This is a genomic window from Arthrobacter sp. P1_B9, assembly GCF_056406495.1.
The window spans coordinates 77,042-93,044 of sequence record NZ_JBFUAA010000011.1 but is presented as its reverse complement, the minus strand read 5'-3'; the positions used below and the strand labels follow the sequence as shown (position 1 = coordinate 93,044).

Sequence of the window (16,003 nt, the reverse complement as noted above, 5' to 3'; positions counted from 1 at the left end):
GCAAGTCCCATGCTGATCTGTGAAAATGGAGACTATGAGCACCCAGCCTCCAGCACCCAAGCCCCTGGCGACCGCCCCCGCACGCCAGACCGCGCACCACCACGGCCTCCATGACCACAGTGCGCAGGGCCAGAGCCTGGAAGGGGCCCTCCAGCAGGCCGGTTTCTACCCCCGGCTCGTGGCCGACGTCGTCGCCGATGCCCTGGATGGCCGCGATTGCGTGGCCCACCTCGTACATCTCGAGACACACTTCGACCGGGCCGAGGTCCGCCGCCACATCACAGTCCTGGTGTTGACCGACGACATGTTGGTCATCACCCATGTCGACGACCAGCAGCTCGACGAGGCCGGCGAGCAGACCGTCGCCCAGGTGTCCACCGAGTCCGTTCCCGTCACCCAGATCCGCTCCGTCGTCTTGAGCTATGTCTACGCCCAGCCGCAGGACTACAAGCCTTCCGACCCTGTCCGCGAGCTGACGTTGTCCATTGCATGGTCCGGCGGCCAGCGCCTCGACATGGGTCCGGCCAGCTGCGGGGACCCGCAGTGCGAGGCCGATCACGGCTACAGCGGCACCATTGCCCAGGAAGACATCGTCCTGCGCATCAGCGCCGAAGCGGACGGCCTGCAGGCCGTACAAGACGCTAAGCTCTTCGCCCGCGCCCTCCGCGCTGTGAACACCGGCTCCGCGGCGCCGGTCCCGCACAACGGGCCCGGGCTGCCGCCCCGACCGCGGATGGGCGTGTTCGGAAACCGCCTCAGCCGCGGCCACCAGCGCTGACATGGCCCATTTCCGTCAGCCTGAGCCCGCCGAAGATCAGCTGCCAGTCCCGGTATTGGCTCCCTCCCTGGCCGCCGGCGCCGCGGCCGTTCCGCTGGCCGCCGGTGCTGGTCCGTCCCCGCTCCCGCCCGCCCCGGCGTTCGGACACCGTTCCATCGCCGAGGTGCTCACCAGCGCCGCCGCCAGCCTGGGAGTCCCGGGGTTTGAGAACAAACTGAACCTTCCGGCCGCCAAACGCGTGTGTGTGGTGCTGGCCGACGGGCTGGGCCGGAACCTGTTGAAGCAGAAGAGCGCCCACACCCCGTTCCTGCGTGCGGTCCAGCAGGCCGGCCAGGGCCAGGTGCCCGTGTCGCTGGACTCGGCGTTCCCGTCCACCACCGCGGCATCCCTCGCCAGCTTCGGCACCGGACTGTCGGCGGGCCAGCACGGCATGGTGGGCTACGACGTCCTGGATCCGGATCAGGACCGGGTAGTGAACATGCTGGGCAACTGGGACGCCGGCGTGGACCCGCGGACGTGGCAGCCGTTCCCCACCGTTTTCGAACGGGCCGCGGAACACGTCGATGTGACGACGGTCAGCCTGCCGCAGTTCAGCACCTCTGCCATGACCGAGGCCGCGCTCCGCGGAGGCCGCTTCCTCACCGGAACCACGTCGCACGCCCGGACCGAAGCGGCCGCCGAGGCCATGGCCGGCGCCGGTCCCTCGCTGATGTACTTCTATGTCAATGAGCTCGACAAGGCCGGGCACCGCCACGGCTGCCAGTCAGCCCAGTGGGAGCACCAGCTGGAAGAACTTGATGCCACGGTGCGCCGGCTCAACGCCACCCTGCCGGCCGGCACCACGGTGCTGCTGACGGCGGACCACGGAATGGTGGACGTGCCCGAATCGCAGCGGATCGACTACTCCGCGGAGCCGGCGCTGCTCGCCGGGGTGCGGCACACCGCCGGAGAGCCGCGCATGGTCCACCTCTACCTGGAGGATAGGACGGACGACGCCGCCCGCGGCCGCCTGCTGGCCAACTGGCGGTCCCGTTTCGGGGACAGAATATGGGCCTTCACCCGTGAGGAAGCGATCGCGGGCGGCCTGTTCGGCGACGTGAGGGCCGAGGCCGCCTTGCGGATTGGCGACGTCATGATCGCGGCCCGGGACGCGCTGGCGCTTTACGATACACGCAGGGTCCGGCCCACTGCCCTTGAGGTCGTGGGCCAGCACGGTTCCCTGACGAAAGCCGAGCGTGAAGTCCCGCTGCTCTATTTCCAGGCCGACGGTAAAAAAGCGCCCCGCGGCTGACGTTCCCAGCCTGAAATTCGGGACTGAAAATCGGGACGGAAATTCCTGCCTGAATTTCCTGCCTGAAATTCGGGACTGAAATCCCTGCCGGAAACGCGCACCCGGCTTTTATTGGTCGTTGCGGGTTCCGAAGACGATTTCGTCCCAGCTCGGAACGCTGGAGCGCTTCGGCTTGGCCGGCTGGCGCTCGGGCTGGTCCGTTCCGGCTTCGTTCCGGGCAGCGGCGTGGGACTCGCGGTGCTGCCGCCGGGACGTTCCGCCGCCGATCAATTCATCCAGGCCCGGGCTCGCCGTCGGGCCGCTCTTAGGGGCCGGGCGCAGTTGCGAGGCCGCGATGGTGACTTCCCGGGTCTCGGTGCTGACGCCGTCGTGCAGTTTCAGGGCATCGTCCTCCTCCGGGAGGCGCGGTGCGAGGCTCAGCCGCGAGAGCATCGAGGGCCTGCCGTCGCGCCGTCGCGTGAAGGGGTCGGTTTCCGACTGGGCGGCCGCCTCCACTGCAGGAACGTCCGGCAGACCGGGGTTGATGAGGGCTGGATTGGTCTCGGCCGGGGCGGGATCGTTCTCCGCAGCCGTTTCGGGGATGGCATCCGGTTCCACAGTTGCCGGAAGCCCGGGTGTTTCCGGGACCTCCGAGGGACGGGGGTGGGCAGCGGGGACGCCGGTGGTCAGGAGCGTGGCAAGGGCGTCGTCCGCGTCCTCGTCCACGCCGATTCGCTGGCCGCGGCGGGAACGCAGCATGTCCAGCAGCCCGTCGGCGTCTTGTTCCTGGTGGATCCTGTCCTGCTGGAGCAGCATCTGGTGAATAATGCTGTGCTGGCCGGTCGCTGTGCGGGCGGCGGCCTCGGCATCGGTTTCAAAGTCGAAGGGCCGGTCGGAGACGGCCGTAAGGCGCCGGGTCGGCACGGGGCCTTCGAGCGGCTCAAGTTCGCTCAGCTGCTGGGCCCAGCGGTTGGCGTTTTGCAGGGTCTTCCGGGCGGGGTGGAAGGTCCACAGGGCCGGCGGCTCCTCGCCGATTCCGGCCGGGCCGCCGGGCTTGGGCTCGAAGCGGGCCACCACGTTCCAGCTGCCGTCGGGACGTCGCCAGGAATCCCACTCCAGTGTTGAGGGCTCGACGCCGTAGGCCCTGAGCCGGTGCTCGACCATGTCGCTGAGGGACGCCGGGTTTTCACCGAACACCGATCGGTAGGCGTCGTGGCCCGGGGCGGGGGAGGCGACCTCCACCTTGCGGGCCTGCTGCGCGATGTACTCGCGTTCGGCCAGGACCGGGCCCTCGTAGCGCTGGACTTTCTCCAGCGGAATTCCGGACAGTTCCGCCACTTCGGCGGCGGTGGCCCCGTTGCGAATCCTGGTCTGGATGTCGCGCGGTGACATGGCAATAGGGGGTGCGGCCGCGCTGGACGCGGTCTTCGCCGACGCCCGGCTGGCTGCCACCCGAAGTGCTTCATCGATCGGCAGCTGGAACATCTCGCCGCCGGTGCCACTCAACAGGAGATGCTCTCCGTCGTCGTGGACGCCTACAAGCCGTAGATCCTGCATACAAATCCTCCACCCTGGCATTACTAACAATCGAAACTCTGCCACCAGCCGGACGCATTTCGGGTTAGGACGGCAGGCGCGCCGTGATTTTCCGCGACTTTACGCGACTTTCCGCCTGTTTTTGCCGGTCTGCGGGAGAGATCGGGGCGAGGAGACCGGTGGGCTCTGGCATTCGGGAGGCGCTTAAGCAAAAATGACCCGACACCGGGCACAAAAACCGCATGTCCGGCGTTACAACGGTGAACCGTTCCCGGAGCCCAGGGTTACCATCCCGGCGGGCCACCCAGGAGCGGCGAATCAATCGAACGAATGCGGAGTGTGAGCAACAAATAATGGCGACTGATTACGATGCGCCGCGTAAGACCGAAGAAGACCTCAGCGAGGATTCGATTGAGGCTCTGAAGGCGCGGCGTACGGAGAAGCCTTCCGCCGTGGTGGATGAAGATGAGTCCGACCTCGCCGAAGGCTACGAACTTCCCGGCGCAGACCTGTCCGGGGAGGAACTGCTGGTCCGGGTCCTGCCCGCCCAGGCTGACGAATTCACGTGTGCCTCCTGCTTCCTCGTCCGCCACCGTTCGCAGATTGCCCGCGAAAAGGACGGCCTTAAGTACTGCAAGGATTGCGAGGGCTAGGCACGCGGCAGCCCTGACCAGGACCCCCGATCCCGGGCCCGCATTTCGGGACCGGGGAGGAGGCGACGTGAGGTGCCCTCTGGGAGTTGGGGAGAGCCGTGCAGGGGGCGGCGGGAACTAAGCGTTGAGCGCGGCGATCAGTTGCTCCGGGTGGCGGCTGGACGCCAGCCAGTACGGTGTGCGGTCCGAGGGGTCCTCGATCTCGATCCGGACCACCGGATCCACCCAGCCGCGGATACACAGGAACGCCAGCCCATTGAGCCGGGTGCCCCGCTCCGCCGTCGCTTCTTTGCCCCGGAACGCCGTGGCCTTGCCCAGGAATCCGCGTTCAATCGTGGCCCTGCCCACCTTCAGGGTGGTCCTCGTGACCGTGATTGACGGCGTGGACAGGACCAGCAGCGCGGAGATGATGACGAAGAGCACGATCGCTGCGGTGATACCGGCCCAGATGCTGATGGGCGCCAGCATGAGGATCCCGGCGCTGGAGAACCCCGCCGCGACCAGCCAGATCCAGAAGTTCGGCCAAAGCTTCTCGGAGTAAAGGGCAGTGGAGTCGCGCGGGGCGCTCTTCGGGGCAGGCGCGGCTGCGCTGGATTCGGGCATAAGCACAGCTTTTCATCTTTCCCGGGCTATTTCACCTCGGCCCCGCCCGGCTCCAGCCCTGGATCAACCCGGAACAACCAGGATCAACCCGCATCCACCGCGCACCAGTCCCGCGGGCGGCGTGCCCGGGCAGGCCAGCGTCGGCTAGGACGATGTTCCTTGCGGGCGTTAGAGTGAGGGACTGTGACTGAAGAAAACACCGCCGTCGCCAGTGCCGCACCGACGGCCAGCGACGCAGCCTACGGAACGCCCACCTTGACGGTACAGCTGAAAATGCTCGACGACGGGCTCGAGCCGCCGTCGTACGCGCACCCGGGCGACGCGGGCGCTGACCTTCGCGCCCGCGAGGACGTCGTCCTCGCGCCGGGGGAGCGCCGCCTCGTCCCGACAGGCGTCTCGATTGCGCTCCCGGATGGATTCGTTGCGCTGATCCACCCCCGGTCCGGCCTCGCCACCAAGCACGGACTCACGGTGGTGAACGCCCCGGGGACCGTGGACGCCGGCTACCGCGGTGAAATCGCGGTGACACTGCTCAATACGGACCGGGACGAGGCGATTGAGCTCCGCCGCGGCGATAGAATTGCACAAATGGTCATTCAGCGCGTGGAGTACGCCAGGTTCCTCCCGGTCGAGGAGCTCGACGGCTCCGTCCGCGGCGGGGGAGGCTTCGGCTCCACCGGCGGTTTCGGCGGACCGGCCTGAGCGCAGGCCCCGGCAACACCACGGGAGCCAACTGCGTTTAAGCAGTGCCGCAGGCACTGCAGCACATGCAGCCAATGATGCACGGAATAAGGAGCCGGCCGCGGGGTAGCGGGCGGCCACGCGGACAGGCGCCAGGACGGCGCCGGGCGGCGGTACAGGATCACAACTGAAGGAGACACCCCATGGTTTTTGGGCGCGGCAGGAAAGCCAAACAGGAGCAGCCGACCGGGGCCGATACGGACCAGAACGCTGTGGCCACGGAAGCTGCTGGTGACGCCGCCGCGACAGCGGCAGGGAACGTTGCCGAGACCGCCGGCCGGGCCGCGACGGGGCCCTTCGACGTCTCGGAAATCGACGACCAGGACGGGTACGTGGACCTCGGTGCGCTGCTGATCGCGCCCCGCGAGGGACTCCAGCTCCGCTTGGAGGTTGAAGAGGCGAGCCAGCGCGTCGTCGCCGTCACCATGGACCTGGAGGGCTCGAGCCTTCAGCTGCAGGCCTTCGCCGCCCCCCGTTCCGAGGGCCTGTGGGATGAAATCCGTGAGCAGATCGGGCAGTCGGTCGGCAGCCAGGGCGGCCAGGTCGAGGAGGTCGAGGGCAGCTTCGGCACCGAACTCGTGGCGAAGCTTCCCGCCGGCGGCGCGGACGGCAGCCAGGGCTACCGCGTGGCCCGCTTCATCGGCGTTGATGGCCCGCGCTGGTTCCTCCGCGGAGTCTTCGGCGGCGAGGCAGCCCTTGACCGCGACGCGGCGGCCGGGCTGGAGGGGCTTTTCCGGAAGATCGTCGTGGTCCGCGGCGAGAACCCCATGCCGCCGCGTGACCTGCTGCAGCTGCGCCTGCCCAAGGACACCGCCGCTGCACCGTCGCCGCAGGCGGCCCCCGAATTCGAACAGCCCGAACGCGGACCGGAGATAACCCAGATTGGCTGATGCCGCCGGCAAAAAATCCACCGCCGCCATGTCCGTCCGGGACTTGCCGGACCGCGGGCGGGTGCTGTGCCACGGCTTCATCGAGTCCGTCACGTACGTGCCCGCCAACCAGGTGGCTTCCTTCATTGCGATCCTGATCGATCACGACGTGCCTGCGCCCGTCAGCCGTTTCCCGGGATTTGGTGTCAAAGCCGGCTCCGGTGCCGGGACGGCCAGCAGCCTGCCGGCCAGCGGCGTGTCCACCCACCGGGTGCGCCCCGGCGCTCAGCGCCAGCGGCCGGCCGGCCCCAAGGAGCGGCTGCGCGTTGTATGGCTGGGCCGGCGCCGGATCCCTGGCGTCGACGCCGGAACTGAGCTCCGGCTCGAGGGCATGGTCACCATCCGCGACGGGCTGCCCACGATCTTCAACCCACGCTACGAAATACTCTCCCGCCAGGAGGAGCAATGACCTTGCCCGAACACCCCGAGCGGGACCGCCCGGAGCGGCCTCAACAAGACACCGACCGGCACGAGCCGGCGGAATCCGCGGACGGCGGCCGGGACATTTCCGCCCCCGTGACCTCCGAGCCCACAACGGCCCAGCCCACAACCGCCGCGCCCACCGTCGCCCAGCTTGCCGGGGACTACGCGGCCAAGGCCGGCCTGCACCGGTCGAGCAACGGCAACATCGACGTGCTGAAAAGCGCCGGCGGCATCCAGGGCATCGCCGAGAGCATCCTCCCGGGCCTGGTCTTCCTGATTGCCTTCACCATCGACCGGGAAAACCTAACGATGGCCGTCACGGCCTCCCTGGCGGTGGCCGCCGTCTTCACCGTGGCGCGGCTGGTTCAGCGCAAACCACTGACGCAGGCTCTGGCCGGCTTCATCGGCGTCGGCCTCTCCGCCTGGCTGGCCACCTCGACCGGCAAAGCAGAGAATTTTTACGTCCTGGGGTTCTTCACCAACGTCGGCTACATCCTGGCAATGTCGATCTCTGTGGCCGTGCGCTGGCCGATCGCCGGCCTGCTCTTCGGCTTCATCCGCAACGAGGGCCTGGAATGGCGCAAGGACCCGAAACGGATCAGGGCGTACAGCATCGGCACCTGGGTGATCGTTGCCGTGCTGGTCCTGCGGCTCGTGGTGCAGGTTCCGCTCTACTTCATGGGCGAGCAGGGCCTCGCCGCCCTCGCCACCACCAGGCTCATCATGGGCGCCCCGCTGTACATCCTCGGCATCTGGATTGCCTGGCTGATCACCCGGCCGGCCCCGGTGCCCGCCGCAGCTCCAGAGGCCAACTGACCCGTTGCGCTATCAGATATGGCCGTTCCCAGACTTCGGGAACGGCCATATCCGATAGCGCAACTATTGGGAGCGGAACTGCTCTAGCCGTCGAAGCCGTCGTCCCCGGCCGGCTGGGTGCCGTGGCCGTGCTTGTCCGAGGTCACCGGGTGCTGGTCCTCCAGCGGGGATTCGGGTGCCAGCAGGGCGCGGAGGTCGTCCTCGGCCGCGATCGTGGTGACAAAGAACAGTTCGTCGCCGCCGTCGATCACGTCGTCGCGGCTCGGCGTAATGGGCGCCTGGTCCCGCAGGATCGCGACGAGGGTGGCGTCTTCGGGCCACTGGACATCGCCCACGGTCAGCCCGATCACATGCGAGTCGTGCGGGACCGTGAACTCCACCAGCGAGGACACCCCGGTCTGCAGTGTCAGCAGCCGCACCAGGTCGCCGATCTCCACCGCCTCCTCCACCAGCGCGGTCATCAGCTGCGGGGTGTTGACCGCGACGTCGACGCCCCAGGAGTCGTCGAACATCCAGTCGTTCTTGGGGTTGTTGACCCGGCCGACGGTACGCCCCACGCCGAATTCCGTCTTGGCCAGCAGCGAGACCACCAGGTTGACCTTGTCGTCACCGGTGGCGGAGACCACGACGTCGGCGTCCTCGAGTTTGGCGTCCTGCAGCGTGCTCAGCTCGCAGGCATCACCGACCAGCCAGTGGGCTCCGCGCAGCCCGCTCCGGCCGATCACCTCCGGCTTCTCGTCGATCAGCAGGATTTCGTGCTTGTGGGCCAACAACTCGCGGGCGATCGAGGACCCGACGCTTCCGGCACCGACGATGACGACTTTCACTCAGGACTCCTTGGCGGGGGATTTGGCGAGAATGTGGCCGATCTCGGAGCTCCGGTCCACGTTCAGCATGGCGTGGACAGTGTCGCCGTCCTGATAAGACGTGGCGGCAGCGGGCAGCATGCCCTCACCGAACCGGGTCAGATACGCGATCCGGATGCCGGCCGCCTTCTCGATCGAGGAGATCGGGTGCCCGATCCAGTCGGGGTTGAGGTCAACCTCCGCGAGCACCAGCCGGCCCGAGGGCTCCCGGAAGTCACCGGCGATGTGCTGTTCGGGCAGGATGCGGCGCAGCACCTGGTCGGCGCTCCAGCGGACCGCGGCGACCGTGGGAATGCCGAGGCGCTGGTAGATTTCGGCGCGGCCCGGGTCATAGATCCTGGCCACCACATGGGGCACGTGGAAGGTCTCCCGCGCCACCCGGGTGGCGAGGATGTTGGAGTTGTCGCCGCTGGAAACCGCCGCGAAGGCATAGGCTTCCTCGACGCCGGCGCGCTTCATCGTCTCGCGGTCAAACCCGACCCCCGTGACCTTCCGTCCGGAAAATCCTGTGCGGAGCCGCCGGAAAGCGCGGTCATCCTGGTCGATGATGGCCACCGAATGCCCGGCGTCCTCGAGCGTGTGTGCCAGGGTTGCCCCGACACGGCCACAACCCATGATCACGAAGTGCGCCACATGGGCCTCCTCTTGGTTCTGCGTCTGATACTGCGTAAAACTCTACCGGCCACGCGGTCCCGGAAGGCCACGGGCACGGGGCCCCGGCCGGCGCCCTTGCGCACGCCGGCTTCGCCGTCATGACATCGCGTCCGAATCAGACTAGCTTTGTGTGGTGCTGACAATTTTCAATGCCGTGAAGCGGGTGCTGGTAGGCAAGCCCTTCCGGAACGACCGTCTGGCCCACACACTCTTGCCGAAGCGGATCGCGCTGCCCATTTTCGCCTCGGATGCATTGTCCTCCGTGGCCTATGCCCCTGACGAAATCCTCCTGACCCTGGCCATCGCCGGCGTGAGCGCTGTCGCCGTCGCCCCGTGGGTGGGCCTTGCCGTCATGGTGGTGCTCCTGACCGTGGTGGCCTCCTACCGCCAGAACGTCCACGCCTACCCCTCCGGCGGCGGCGACTACGAGATCGCCAACGTCAACCTCGGCAAGTTCGCCGGCCTCACCGTCRCCTCGGCGCTCCTGGTCGACTACGTGCTGACCGTGGCCGTGTCCATGTCCTCGGCCGCGACGTACCTGACCACCGCCGTGCCCTCGCTGCACGGACAGCAGGCGGCGATTGCCACGATCGGCGTCATCATCCTGGCCCTCGTGAACCTGCGCGGCATCAAAGAGGCCGGCAGTGTCTTCGCCGTCCCGACCTACATCTTCATGGCCTCCATCCTGGGCATGACCGCCGTCGGGATCTTCCAGGCCGCGACAGGCCAGCTGGGGCAGGCACCGTCGGCGGCGTTCGAGATTGTGCCGGAGCCAGGCTTCGACGAAGGACTTGTCGGCCTGGCCGGCGCGTTCCTGCTGCTGCGTGCCTTCTCCTCCGGCGCCGCGGCCCTGACCGGCGTCGAGGCCATCAGCAATGGTGTGCCCAACTTCCAGAAGCCCAAGAGCAAGAACGCGGCCACCACACTGCTCCTGCTGGGCGTGATTGCCTCCGCCATGCTGGCGGGCATCATCTACCTGGCCAACGCCACCAAGGTGCACATCGTGCTGGACCCGGCGACGGAATTCCTGCTGAACGGCAAACCGCTGGAAGAGGGCTACATCCAGAACCCGGCCATCAGCCAGATCGCGCAGACAGTTTTCGGCGAGGGGTCCATCCCGTTCTACATCGTGGTGGCCGCCACCGGCGTCATCCTGGTGTTCGCCTCCAACACGGCGTTCAACGGTTTTCCGGTGCTCGGCTCGATCCTGGCACAGGACGGCTACCTGCCGCGCCAGCTGCGGACCCGTGGCGACCGGCTGGCCTTCAGCAACGGTGTCCTGGCCCTGGCGGCCGGCGCCCTGGTGCTGATCATCGCCTTCAACGCCGACGTTACAAAGCTCATCCAGCTCTACATCGTGGGCGTCTTCATCTCCTTCACGATGAGCCAGCTGGGCATGATCCGGCACTGGGGACGGGAGCTGAAGCTTTCCAAGGAACCTGCCGTGCGGTTGCGCATCATCAAGTCCCGGACCATAAACACGGTGGGCTTTTGCATGACCGCCCTGGTCTTGGTGATCGTCCTGATCACCAAGTTCTCGCAGGGCGCCTGGATCGCGCTGCTGGCCATGTTCGTGCTGTTCCTGATCATGTGGAGCATCCGGGCGCATTATGACAACGTGGCCAAGGAACTCGCCGTGGACGAGGACTCCTCGCCGCGCGCGCTGCCCACCCGGGTGCACGCCGTGCTGCTCGTCTCGCACGTGCGCAAGCCGGTGTTGCGCGCCCTCGCCTACGCCCGGGCCTCCCGCCCGTCGCGGCTGGACGCCATTACCGTGGACATCAGCTCCGAGGAGACCGAGGCGACAGTTGCGGACTGGGAGAAGCTCGAAATCCCTGTGCCGCTGACCGTCCTTGCCAGCCCGTTCCGCGAAACGGTGACTCCGATCATGGACTACATCAAGAGCATGCGCCGGGATTCGCCGCGCGACCTGATCGTGGTCTACATCCCGGAGTACGTCGTGGGCAAATGGTGGGAGCAACTGGTCCACAACCAGACCGCGCTGCGCATCAAAACCCGGCTGCACTTCGAGCCCGGGGTCATGGTGTGCAGTGTGCCGTGGCAGCTGAAATCGTCCGAAGAAGCCAAGAAACTGCAGGATATCCAATGACCCCCGACACCCGGACGCACACCCGCACCGAGACCCGCACCGAGCTGACGCTCGATGTCGGACCCGTCGCCCACGGCGGCCACTGTGTGGCCCGGCACGAGGGACGCGTCATCTTCGTCCGGCACGGGATTCCCGGCGAAAAGGTCCGCGTCCGGCTCACCGACGACGGCCCGGCCGCGAAATTCTGGCGCGCCGATGTGGTGGAGGTCCTGGAGGCCTCCCCGGACCGCTTGTCGCACTTCTGGGACCTCGCCGATTCCGCACGTTCCTGGTCGCACCGGCACCCGCCCGTCGGCGGCGCCGAACTCGGCCACATCTCCCTGGCCCGCCAGCGCAGCCTCAAGGCCGAGGTCCTGGCCGAACAACTCAAGCGGCTGGCCGGCGTCGAACTTGCGCCGGCAGAGCAGATCACAGTCGAGGCCGTCGGCGAGGCGGCAGGCGCCGGCGCAGGCGCGCCGGAGGATGCCGGCAGTGCGGGGGAGTCCGCCGCGTCCGGCCTGGGCTGGCGCACGCGCGCCGGCTTCGCCGTGACACAGGCCGGCAAGCTGGGCATGCACGCCCACCGCTCCGATGCCATCCTGCCCGTGCGCGAGATGCCGCTGGCCGTGGACGGAATCAACGCGCTCCGGCTCTGGGACATCGACCTGCAGGGCATCGACCGGATCGAGGTTGCCGCGCCGGCGAACGGCTCCCGGCCGCTGGTGCTGCTGGTGCCAGCCCCGGGAACCCGGTCCAAGCGGCTCAGCGGCATCCTGGCCCAGCTGCCCGACGACGTCTCGGTCGCCAGCCTGGACCCGGCCACCGGCGAGGTGCTGCAGTTGCGCGGCCGCACCTACGTCCAGGAGTCGGCCGCGGGCCACGAGTACCGGGTTACCGGCGACGGCTTCTGGCAGATCCACCGGGATGCCCCGGAGACACTCGTCGGCGCCGTCACCGGCTTCCTGCACGACGGCGGCTACCTCGCGCCGGGCTCGGTGGTGGCGGACCTGTACGCCGGGGCCGGGCTGTTCACGGCACCGCTGGCTGATGCCGTGGGCGTGACCGGATCCGTGCTCTCGGTCGAGGGAGCACCCGGAACCAGCCGCGATGCACGCAAGAACCTGCACGACGCCGCCCAGGTCGAGATCGTCCAGGGCCGTGTGGAGCGCGTGCTGCGGCAGAAACCGCGCAACTTCGACGCCCTTATCCTGGACCCGCCACGCGCAGGTGCCGGTAAGGCGGTAGTCAAACAGCTGATCGACGCCGGTCCCCGGGCCGTCGCCTACGTCTCCTGCGATCCGGCCTCGTTCGCCCGCGACCTGGGCTATTTCCGGCAGGGCGGCTGGGGCCTGGCCGGGCTGCGTGCCTTCGACCTGTACCCGCACACCCACCACATGGAGACTGTGGCGTTGCTGACTCCTCAACCGTGATGCCACTAGGATGGGCGTAGTAGTCCGTCGTCGCGCTCCATCACCGCTGCTTTTAATTTGACTGGTGTTGATGTAACGGCCGTTCCCTGCGTTTCTTACCTGCATTGCGTACCACGTTGTACTGATGCCTGTATTAGTTAGGCCGCCCTAACTAGCAAGGGTCCTGCGGCGCGACAAAGATGAAACTGTTGCGAGAGGAGTCCTGCGAATGAGCATTGTGGACAGTTTCGGTTCAAAAGGCAAACTTAATGTAGCCGGAACCGAATATGAAATTTTCCGGTTGAACTCCGTCGAAGGTGCAGAGAACCTTCCGTTCAGCCTCAAGGTATTGCTTGAAAACCTGTTGAGGACCGAGGACGGTGCCAACATCACGGCCGACCACGTCCGTGCGCTGGCAGGCTGGGATCCCAGCGCCGAGCCCGACACCGAGATCCAGTTCACGCCGGCGCGTGTGATCATGCAGGACTTCACCGGCGTGCCCTGCGTCGTTGACCTCGCCACCATGCGTGAGGCCGTCAAGGAGCTCGGCGGCGACCCGAAGCGGGTCAACCCCTTGGCGCCGGCCGAAATGGTCATTGACCACTCGGTCCAGATTGACGCCTTCGGCAACTCCGGCGCACTGGAGCGCAACATGGAGATCGAATACCAGCGCAACGGTGAGCGTTACCAGTTCCTGCGCTGGGGCCAGACTGCATTTGACGACTTCAAGGTCGTCCCGCCGGGCACCGGCATTGTGCACCAGGTCAACATCGAGTACCTGGCCCGCACCGTTATGACCCGTGAAGTCGACGGCGTTGTCCGCGCTTACCCGGACACCTGCGTCGGCACTGACTCGCACACCACCATGGTCAACGGCCTGGGCGTGCTGGGCTGGGGCGTTGGCGGCATCGAGGCCGAGGCTGCCATGCTCGGCCAGCCCGTGTCCATGCTCATCCCGCGCGTCGTGGGCTTCAAGCTCACCGGCTCCATCCCGGCCGGCGCCACCGCCACCGACGTCGTCCTGACCATCACCGAGCAGCTGCGCAAGCACGGTGTGGTCGGCAAGTTCGTCGAGTTCTACGGTGAAGGCGTCGCGGCTGTGCCGCTGGCCAACCGTGCAACGATCGGCAACATGAGCCCGGAGTTCGGCTCCACCGCCGCGATGTTCCCGATCGACGACGTCACCCTCGACTACCTGCGCCTCACCGGCCGGTCCGACGAGAACGTCGCCCTCGTGGAGTCCTACGCGAAGGAACAGGGCCTCTGGCACGATCCCTCCCGCGAGATCAAGTTCTCCGAGTACCTCGAGCTGGACCTGTCGACGGTTGTTCCGTCGATCTCCGGCCCGAAGCGCCCGCAGGACCGCATCATCCTCACCGAGTCCAAGGCCCAGTTCCGCGAGGACCTGCGCAACTACGTGAAGGAAGACCTGGCCGGCGGAAGCCTGGACGAAGCGATCGACGAAAGCTTCCCGGCTTCGGACTCGCCCTCGTTCACCGCCTCAGCGTCGCACCTGAGTGACGTGGCCCCGCACGCGCACGGCCCGAAGTCCAACGGCCGCCCGTCCAACACGGTCAGCGTCAAGACCGCGGACGGACGCGAGTTCGAGCTGGACCACGGCGCAGTGTCGATCGCCTCGATCACCTCCTGCACCAACACGTCCAACCCGTCCGTGATGCTGGCCGCCGCACTGCTGGCCCGCAACGCCGTCGACAAGGGCCTGACGTCCAAGCCGTGGGTCAAGACCTCCGTGGCTCCCGGCTCCAAGGTAGTCACCGACTACTACAACAAGTCGGGCCTGACCCCTTACCTGGAGAAGCTCGGCTTCTACATCGTGGGCTACGGCTGCGCCACCTGCATCGGCAACTCCGGTCCGCTCGACGCCGAGATCTCCGAGGCCATCCAGGCCAACGATCTCTCCGTCACCGCCGTGCTGTCCGGCAACCGCAACTTCGAAGGCCGGATCAACCCGGACGTAAAGATGAACTACCTGGCCTCCCCGCCGCTGGTCATCGCCTACGCCCTTGCCGGCACCATGGACTTCGACTTCGACAACGACGCCCTGGGCCAGGACGAGGCCGGCAACGACGTCTTCCTGAAGGACATCTGGCCGAACCCGGTTGAGGTCCAGCAGGTCATCGATTCCTCGATCGACAAGGAAATGTTTGCCCGCGGCTACGAAGGCGTCTTTGAGGGTGACGATCGCTGGAAGGCGCTCGACACCCCCGCCGGCGACACCTTCGCCTGGGACGAGAAGTCCACGTACGTCCGTAAGCCCCCGTACTTCGAGGGCATGAAGGCCCAGCCGGAGCCGGTCCAGGACATCACCGGTGCGCGCGTGCTGCTCAAGCTCGGCGACTCCGTCACCACGGACCACATCTCCCCGGCCGGTTCCTTCAAGTCGGACACCCCGGCCGGCCAGTACCTGCTGGCCAACGGTGTGGAACGCAAGGACTTCAACTCCTACGGCTCACGCCGTGGCAACCACGAGGTCATGATCCGCGGCACGTTCGCGAACATCCGCATCAAGAACCAGCTCCTGGACGGCGTGGAGGGCGGCTTCACCCGCGACTTCACCCAGGCCGACGGCCCGCAGGCCTACGTCTACGACGCCGCGCAGAACTACCAGGCTGCCGGCACCGCGCTGGTGGTCCTGGCAGGCAAGGAGTACGGCTCGGGTTCGTCCCGTGACTGGGCCGCCAAGGGCACTGCGCTGCTGGGCGTCAAGGCTGTCGTTGCCGAGAGCTACGAGCGCATCCACCGCTCCAACCTGATCGGCATGGGTGTCCTCCCGCTGCAGTACCCGGCCGGCCAGAACGCCGCCAGCCTGGGCCTGACCGGTACGGAAACCTACGCAGTTGAGGGCGTCACCGCCCTGAACGACGGCACCACGCCGAAGACCCTCAAGGTCACGGCCACCGCTGAAGACGGTACCGTCACGTCCTTCGACGCCGTGCTGCGCATCGATACCCCGGGCGAGGCGGACTACTACCGCAACGGCGGCATCCTGCAGTACGTCCTGCGCCAGATCTCCGCACACTAGCGGAGCTGCCGGGCACGTTCCGGTAACGCATGCAACGGCCCCGGCCGGTCACTGACCGGCCGGGGCCTTTGCGTTCCCGGCTTCGGCCGCGGGTGCTGGATCTGGAGCGGGGGAGCGGGGGAGCGGAGAGCGTGAAGCGTGCAGGGCACCGGTGCTGGCCTCCGGCGCGGCGGCCCGCCCGGAGGCGTTAGAG

14 protein-coding genes are annotated in these 16,003 nt (G+C 67.3%); 10 read left to right on the top strand and 4 right to left on the bottom strand.

What is annotated here, in order from left to right; genetic code table 11:
* Window positions 1-34 precede the first annotated feature (34 nt).
* Together AC1D1A_RS15555 and AC1D1A_RS15550 are read left to right on the top strand one after the other, a co-directional pair.
* On the top strand, window positions 35-778 hold the full coding sequence (locus AC1D1A_RS15555; protein ID WP_223917079.1) for a DUF5998 family protein: 744 nt from the start codon (window positions 35-37) through the stop codon (window positions 776-778).
* A 1-nt stretch (window position 779) separates the two neighbouring features.
* The gene (locus AC1D1A_RS15550; RefSeq protein ID WP_476948101.1) at window positions 780-2,069 is read left to right on the top strand and encodes an alkaline phosphatase family protein; all 1,290 of its coding nucleotides are present in this window, start codon (window positions 780-782) and stop codon (window positions 2,067-2,069) included.
* A gap of 108 nt (window positions 2,070-2,177) precedes the next feature.
* On the opposite strand, the gene sepH is transcribed toward AC1D1A_RS15550, so the two are convergent.
* Complete coding sequence (gene sepH / locus AC1D1A_RS15545) at window positions 2,178-3,605, bottom strand: septation protein SepH (protein WP_476948100.1); 1,428 nt, start codon at window positions 3,603-3,605, stop codon at window positions 2,178-2,180.
* Between the two features lie 332 nt (window positions 3,606-3,937).
* Here sepH and AC1D1A_RS15540 point away from each other — a divergent pair, with 332 nt between their 5' ends.
* The gene (locus AC1D1A_RS15540) at window positions 3,938-4,237 is read left to right on the top strand and encodes a DUF4193 domain-containing protein (protein ID WP_018772415.1); all 300 of its coding nucleotides are present in this window, start codon (window positions 3,938-3,940) and stop codon (window positions 4,235-4,237) included.
* Between the two features lie 117 nt (window positions 4,238-4,354).
* Here the strand turns inward: AC1D1A_RS15540 and AC1D1A_RS15535 are convergent, their stop codons facing one another.
* Entirely contained in the window at window positions 4,355-4,840 is a 486-nt protein-coding gene (locus AC1D1A_RS15535; protein ID WP_476857975.1) for a DUF3093 domain-containing protein, read from the bottom strand.
* A 183-nt stretch (window positions 4,841-5,023) separates the two neighbouring features.
* Here AC1D1A_RS15535 and dut point away from each other — a divergent pair, with 183 nt between their 5' ends.
* From dut to AC1D1A_RS15515, 4 genes are all read left to right on the top strand, one after another.
* Window positions 5,024-5,542, top strand: coding sequence for a dUTP diphosphatase (gene dut / locus AC1D1A_RS15530; protein ID WP_230010969.1), 519 nt, complete (start codon window positions 5,024-5,026; stop codon window positions 5,540-5,542).
* Window positions 5,543-5,724: 182 nt separating this feature from the next.
* A complete protein-coding gene (locus tag AC1D1A_RS15525; RefSeq protein ID WP_476857976.1) occupies window positions 5,725-6,471 on the top strand; it encodes a DUF3710 domain-containing protein in 747 nt (248 codons plus the stop codon).
* The gene (locus tag AC1D1A_RS15520; RefSeq protein WP_476948099.1) at window positions 6,464-6,919 is read left to right on the top strand and encodes a hypothetical protein; all 456 of its coding nucleotides are present in this window, start codon (window positions 6,464-6,466) and stop codon (window positions 6,917-6,919) included. The genes AC1D1A_RS15525 and AC1D1A_RS15520 overlap by 8 nt, the downstream gene beginning before the upstream one ends.
* Window positions 6,916-7,749 carry a DUF3159 domain-containing protein gene (locus tag AC1D1A_RS15515; protein ID WP_476850471.1) on the top strand — a complete coding sequence of 278 codons (834 nt, stop codon included), beginning with the start codon at window positions 6,916-6,918 and terminating at the stop codon, window positions 7,747-7,749. The genes AC1D1A_RS15520 and AC1D1A_RS15515 overlap by 4 nt, the downstream gene beginning before the upstream one ends.
* 83 nt (window positions 7,750-7,832) lie before the next feature.
* Here the strand turns inward: AC1D1A_RS15515 and AC1D1A_RS15510 are convergent, their stop codons facing one another.
* Both AC1D1A_RS15510 and AC1D1A_RS15505 read right to left on the bottom strand, forming a co-directional pair.
* Complete coding sequence (locus AC1D1A_RS15510; RefSeq protein WP_476948098.1) at window positions 7,833-8,576, bottom strand: potassium channel family protein; 744 nt, start codon at window positions 8,574-8,576, stop codon at window positions 7,833-7,835.
* Entirely contained in the window at window positions 8,577-9,248 is a 672-nt protein-coding gene (locus AC1D1A_RS15505; RefSeq protein WP_079553719.1) for a potassium channel family protein, read from the bottom strand. It abuts the gene before it with no gap.
* 154 nt (window positions 9,249-9,402) lie between these two features.
* Here AC1D1A_RS15505 and AC1D1A_RS15500 point away from each other — a divergent pair, with 154 nt between their 5' ends.
* The 3 genes from AC1D1A_RS15500 to AC1D1A_RS15490 all read left to right on the top strand — a co-directional run bounded on the left by AC1D1A_RS15500 (window position 9,403) and on the right by AC1D1A_RS15490 (window position 15,810).
* A complete protein-coding gene (locus AC1D1A_RS15500) occupies window positions 9,403-11,379 on the top strand; it encodes an APC family permease (protein ID WP_476948097.1) in 1,977 nt (658 codons plus the stop codon).
* Window positions 11,376-12,788: a class I SAM-dependent RNA methyltransferase gene (locus AC1D1A_RS15495; protein ID WP_476948096.1), complete on the top strand. Its 1,413-nt coding sequence runs from the start codon at window positions 11,376-11,378 to the stop codon at window positions 12,786-12,788. The genes AC1D1A_RS15500 and AC1D1A_RS15495 overlap by 4 nt, the downstream gene beginning before the upstream one ends.
* Before the next feature lie 208 nt (window positions 12,789-12,996).
* Window positions 12,997-15,810 (top strand): aconitate hydratase, encoded by a 2,814-nt coding sequence (locus AC1D1A_RS15490; RefSeq protein ID WP_476873100.1) that lies wholly within the window; start codon window positions 12,997-12,999, stop codon window positions 15,808-15,810.
* Window positions 15,811-16,003: the final 193 nt, after the last annotated feature.

Coding starts and splice junctions, on each gene's coding strand:
- AC1D1A_RS15555 (WP_223917079.1), top strand. CDS start 35: ATGAGCACCCAGCCTCCAGCACCCAAGCCCCTGGCGACCGCCCCCGCA.
- AC1D1A_RS15550 (WP_476948101.1), top strand. CDS start 780: ATGGCCCATTTCCGTCAGCCTGAGCCCGCCGAAGATCAGCTGCCAGTC.
- sepH (WP_476948100.1), bottom strand. CDS start 3,605: ATGCAGGATCTACGGCTTGTAGGCGTCCACGACGACGGAGAGCATCTC.
- AC1D1A_RS15540 (WP_018772415.1), top strand. CDS start 3,938: ATGGCGACTGATTACGATGCGCCGCGTAAGACCGAAGAAGACCTCAGC.
- AC1D1A_RS15535 (WP_476857975.1), bottom strand. CDS start 4,840: ATGCCCGAATCCAGCGCAGCCGCGCCTGCCCCGAAGAGCGCCCCGCGC.
- AC1D1A_RS15525 (WP_476857976.1), top strand. CDS start 5,725: ATGGTTTTTGGGCGCGGCAGGAAAGCCAAACAGGAGCAGCCGACCGGG.
- AC1D1A_RS15515 (WP_476850471.1), top strand. CDS start 6,916: ATGACCTTGCCCGAACACCCCGAGCGGGACCGCCCGGAGCGGCCTCAA.
- AC1D1A_RS15495 (WP_476948096.1), top strand. CDS start 11,376: ATGACCCCCGACACCCGGACGCACACCCGCACCGAGACCCGCACCGAG.
- AC1D1A_RS15490 (WP_476873100.1), top strand. CDS start 12,997: ATGAGCATTGTGGACAGTTTCGGTTCAAAAGGCAAACTTAATGTAGCC.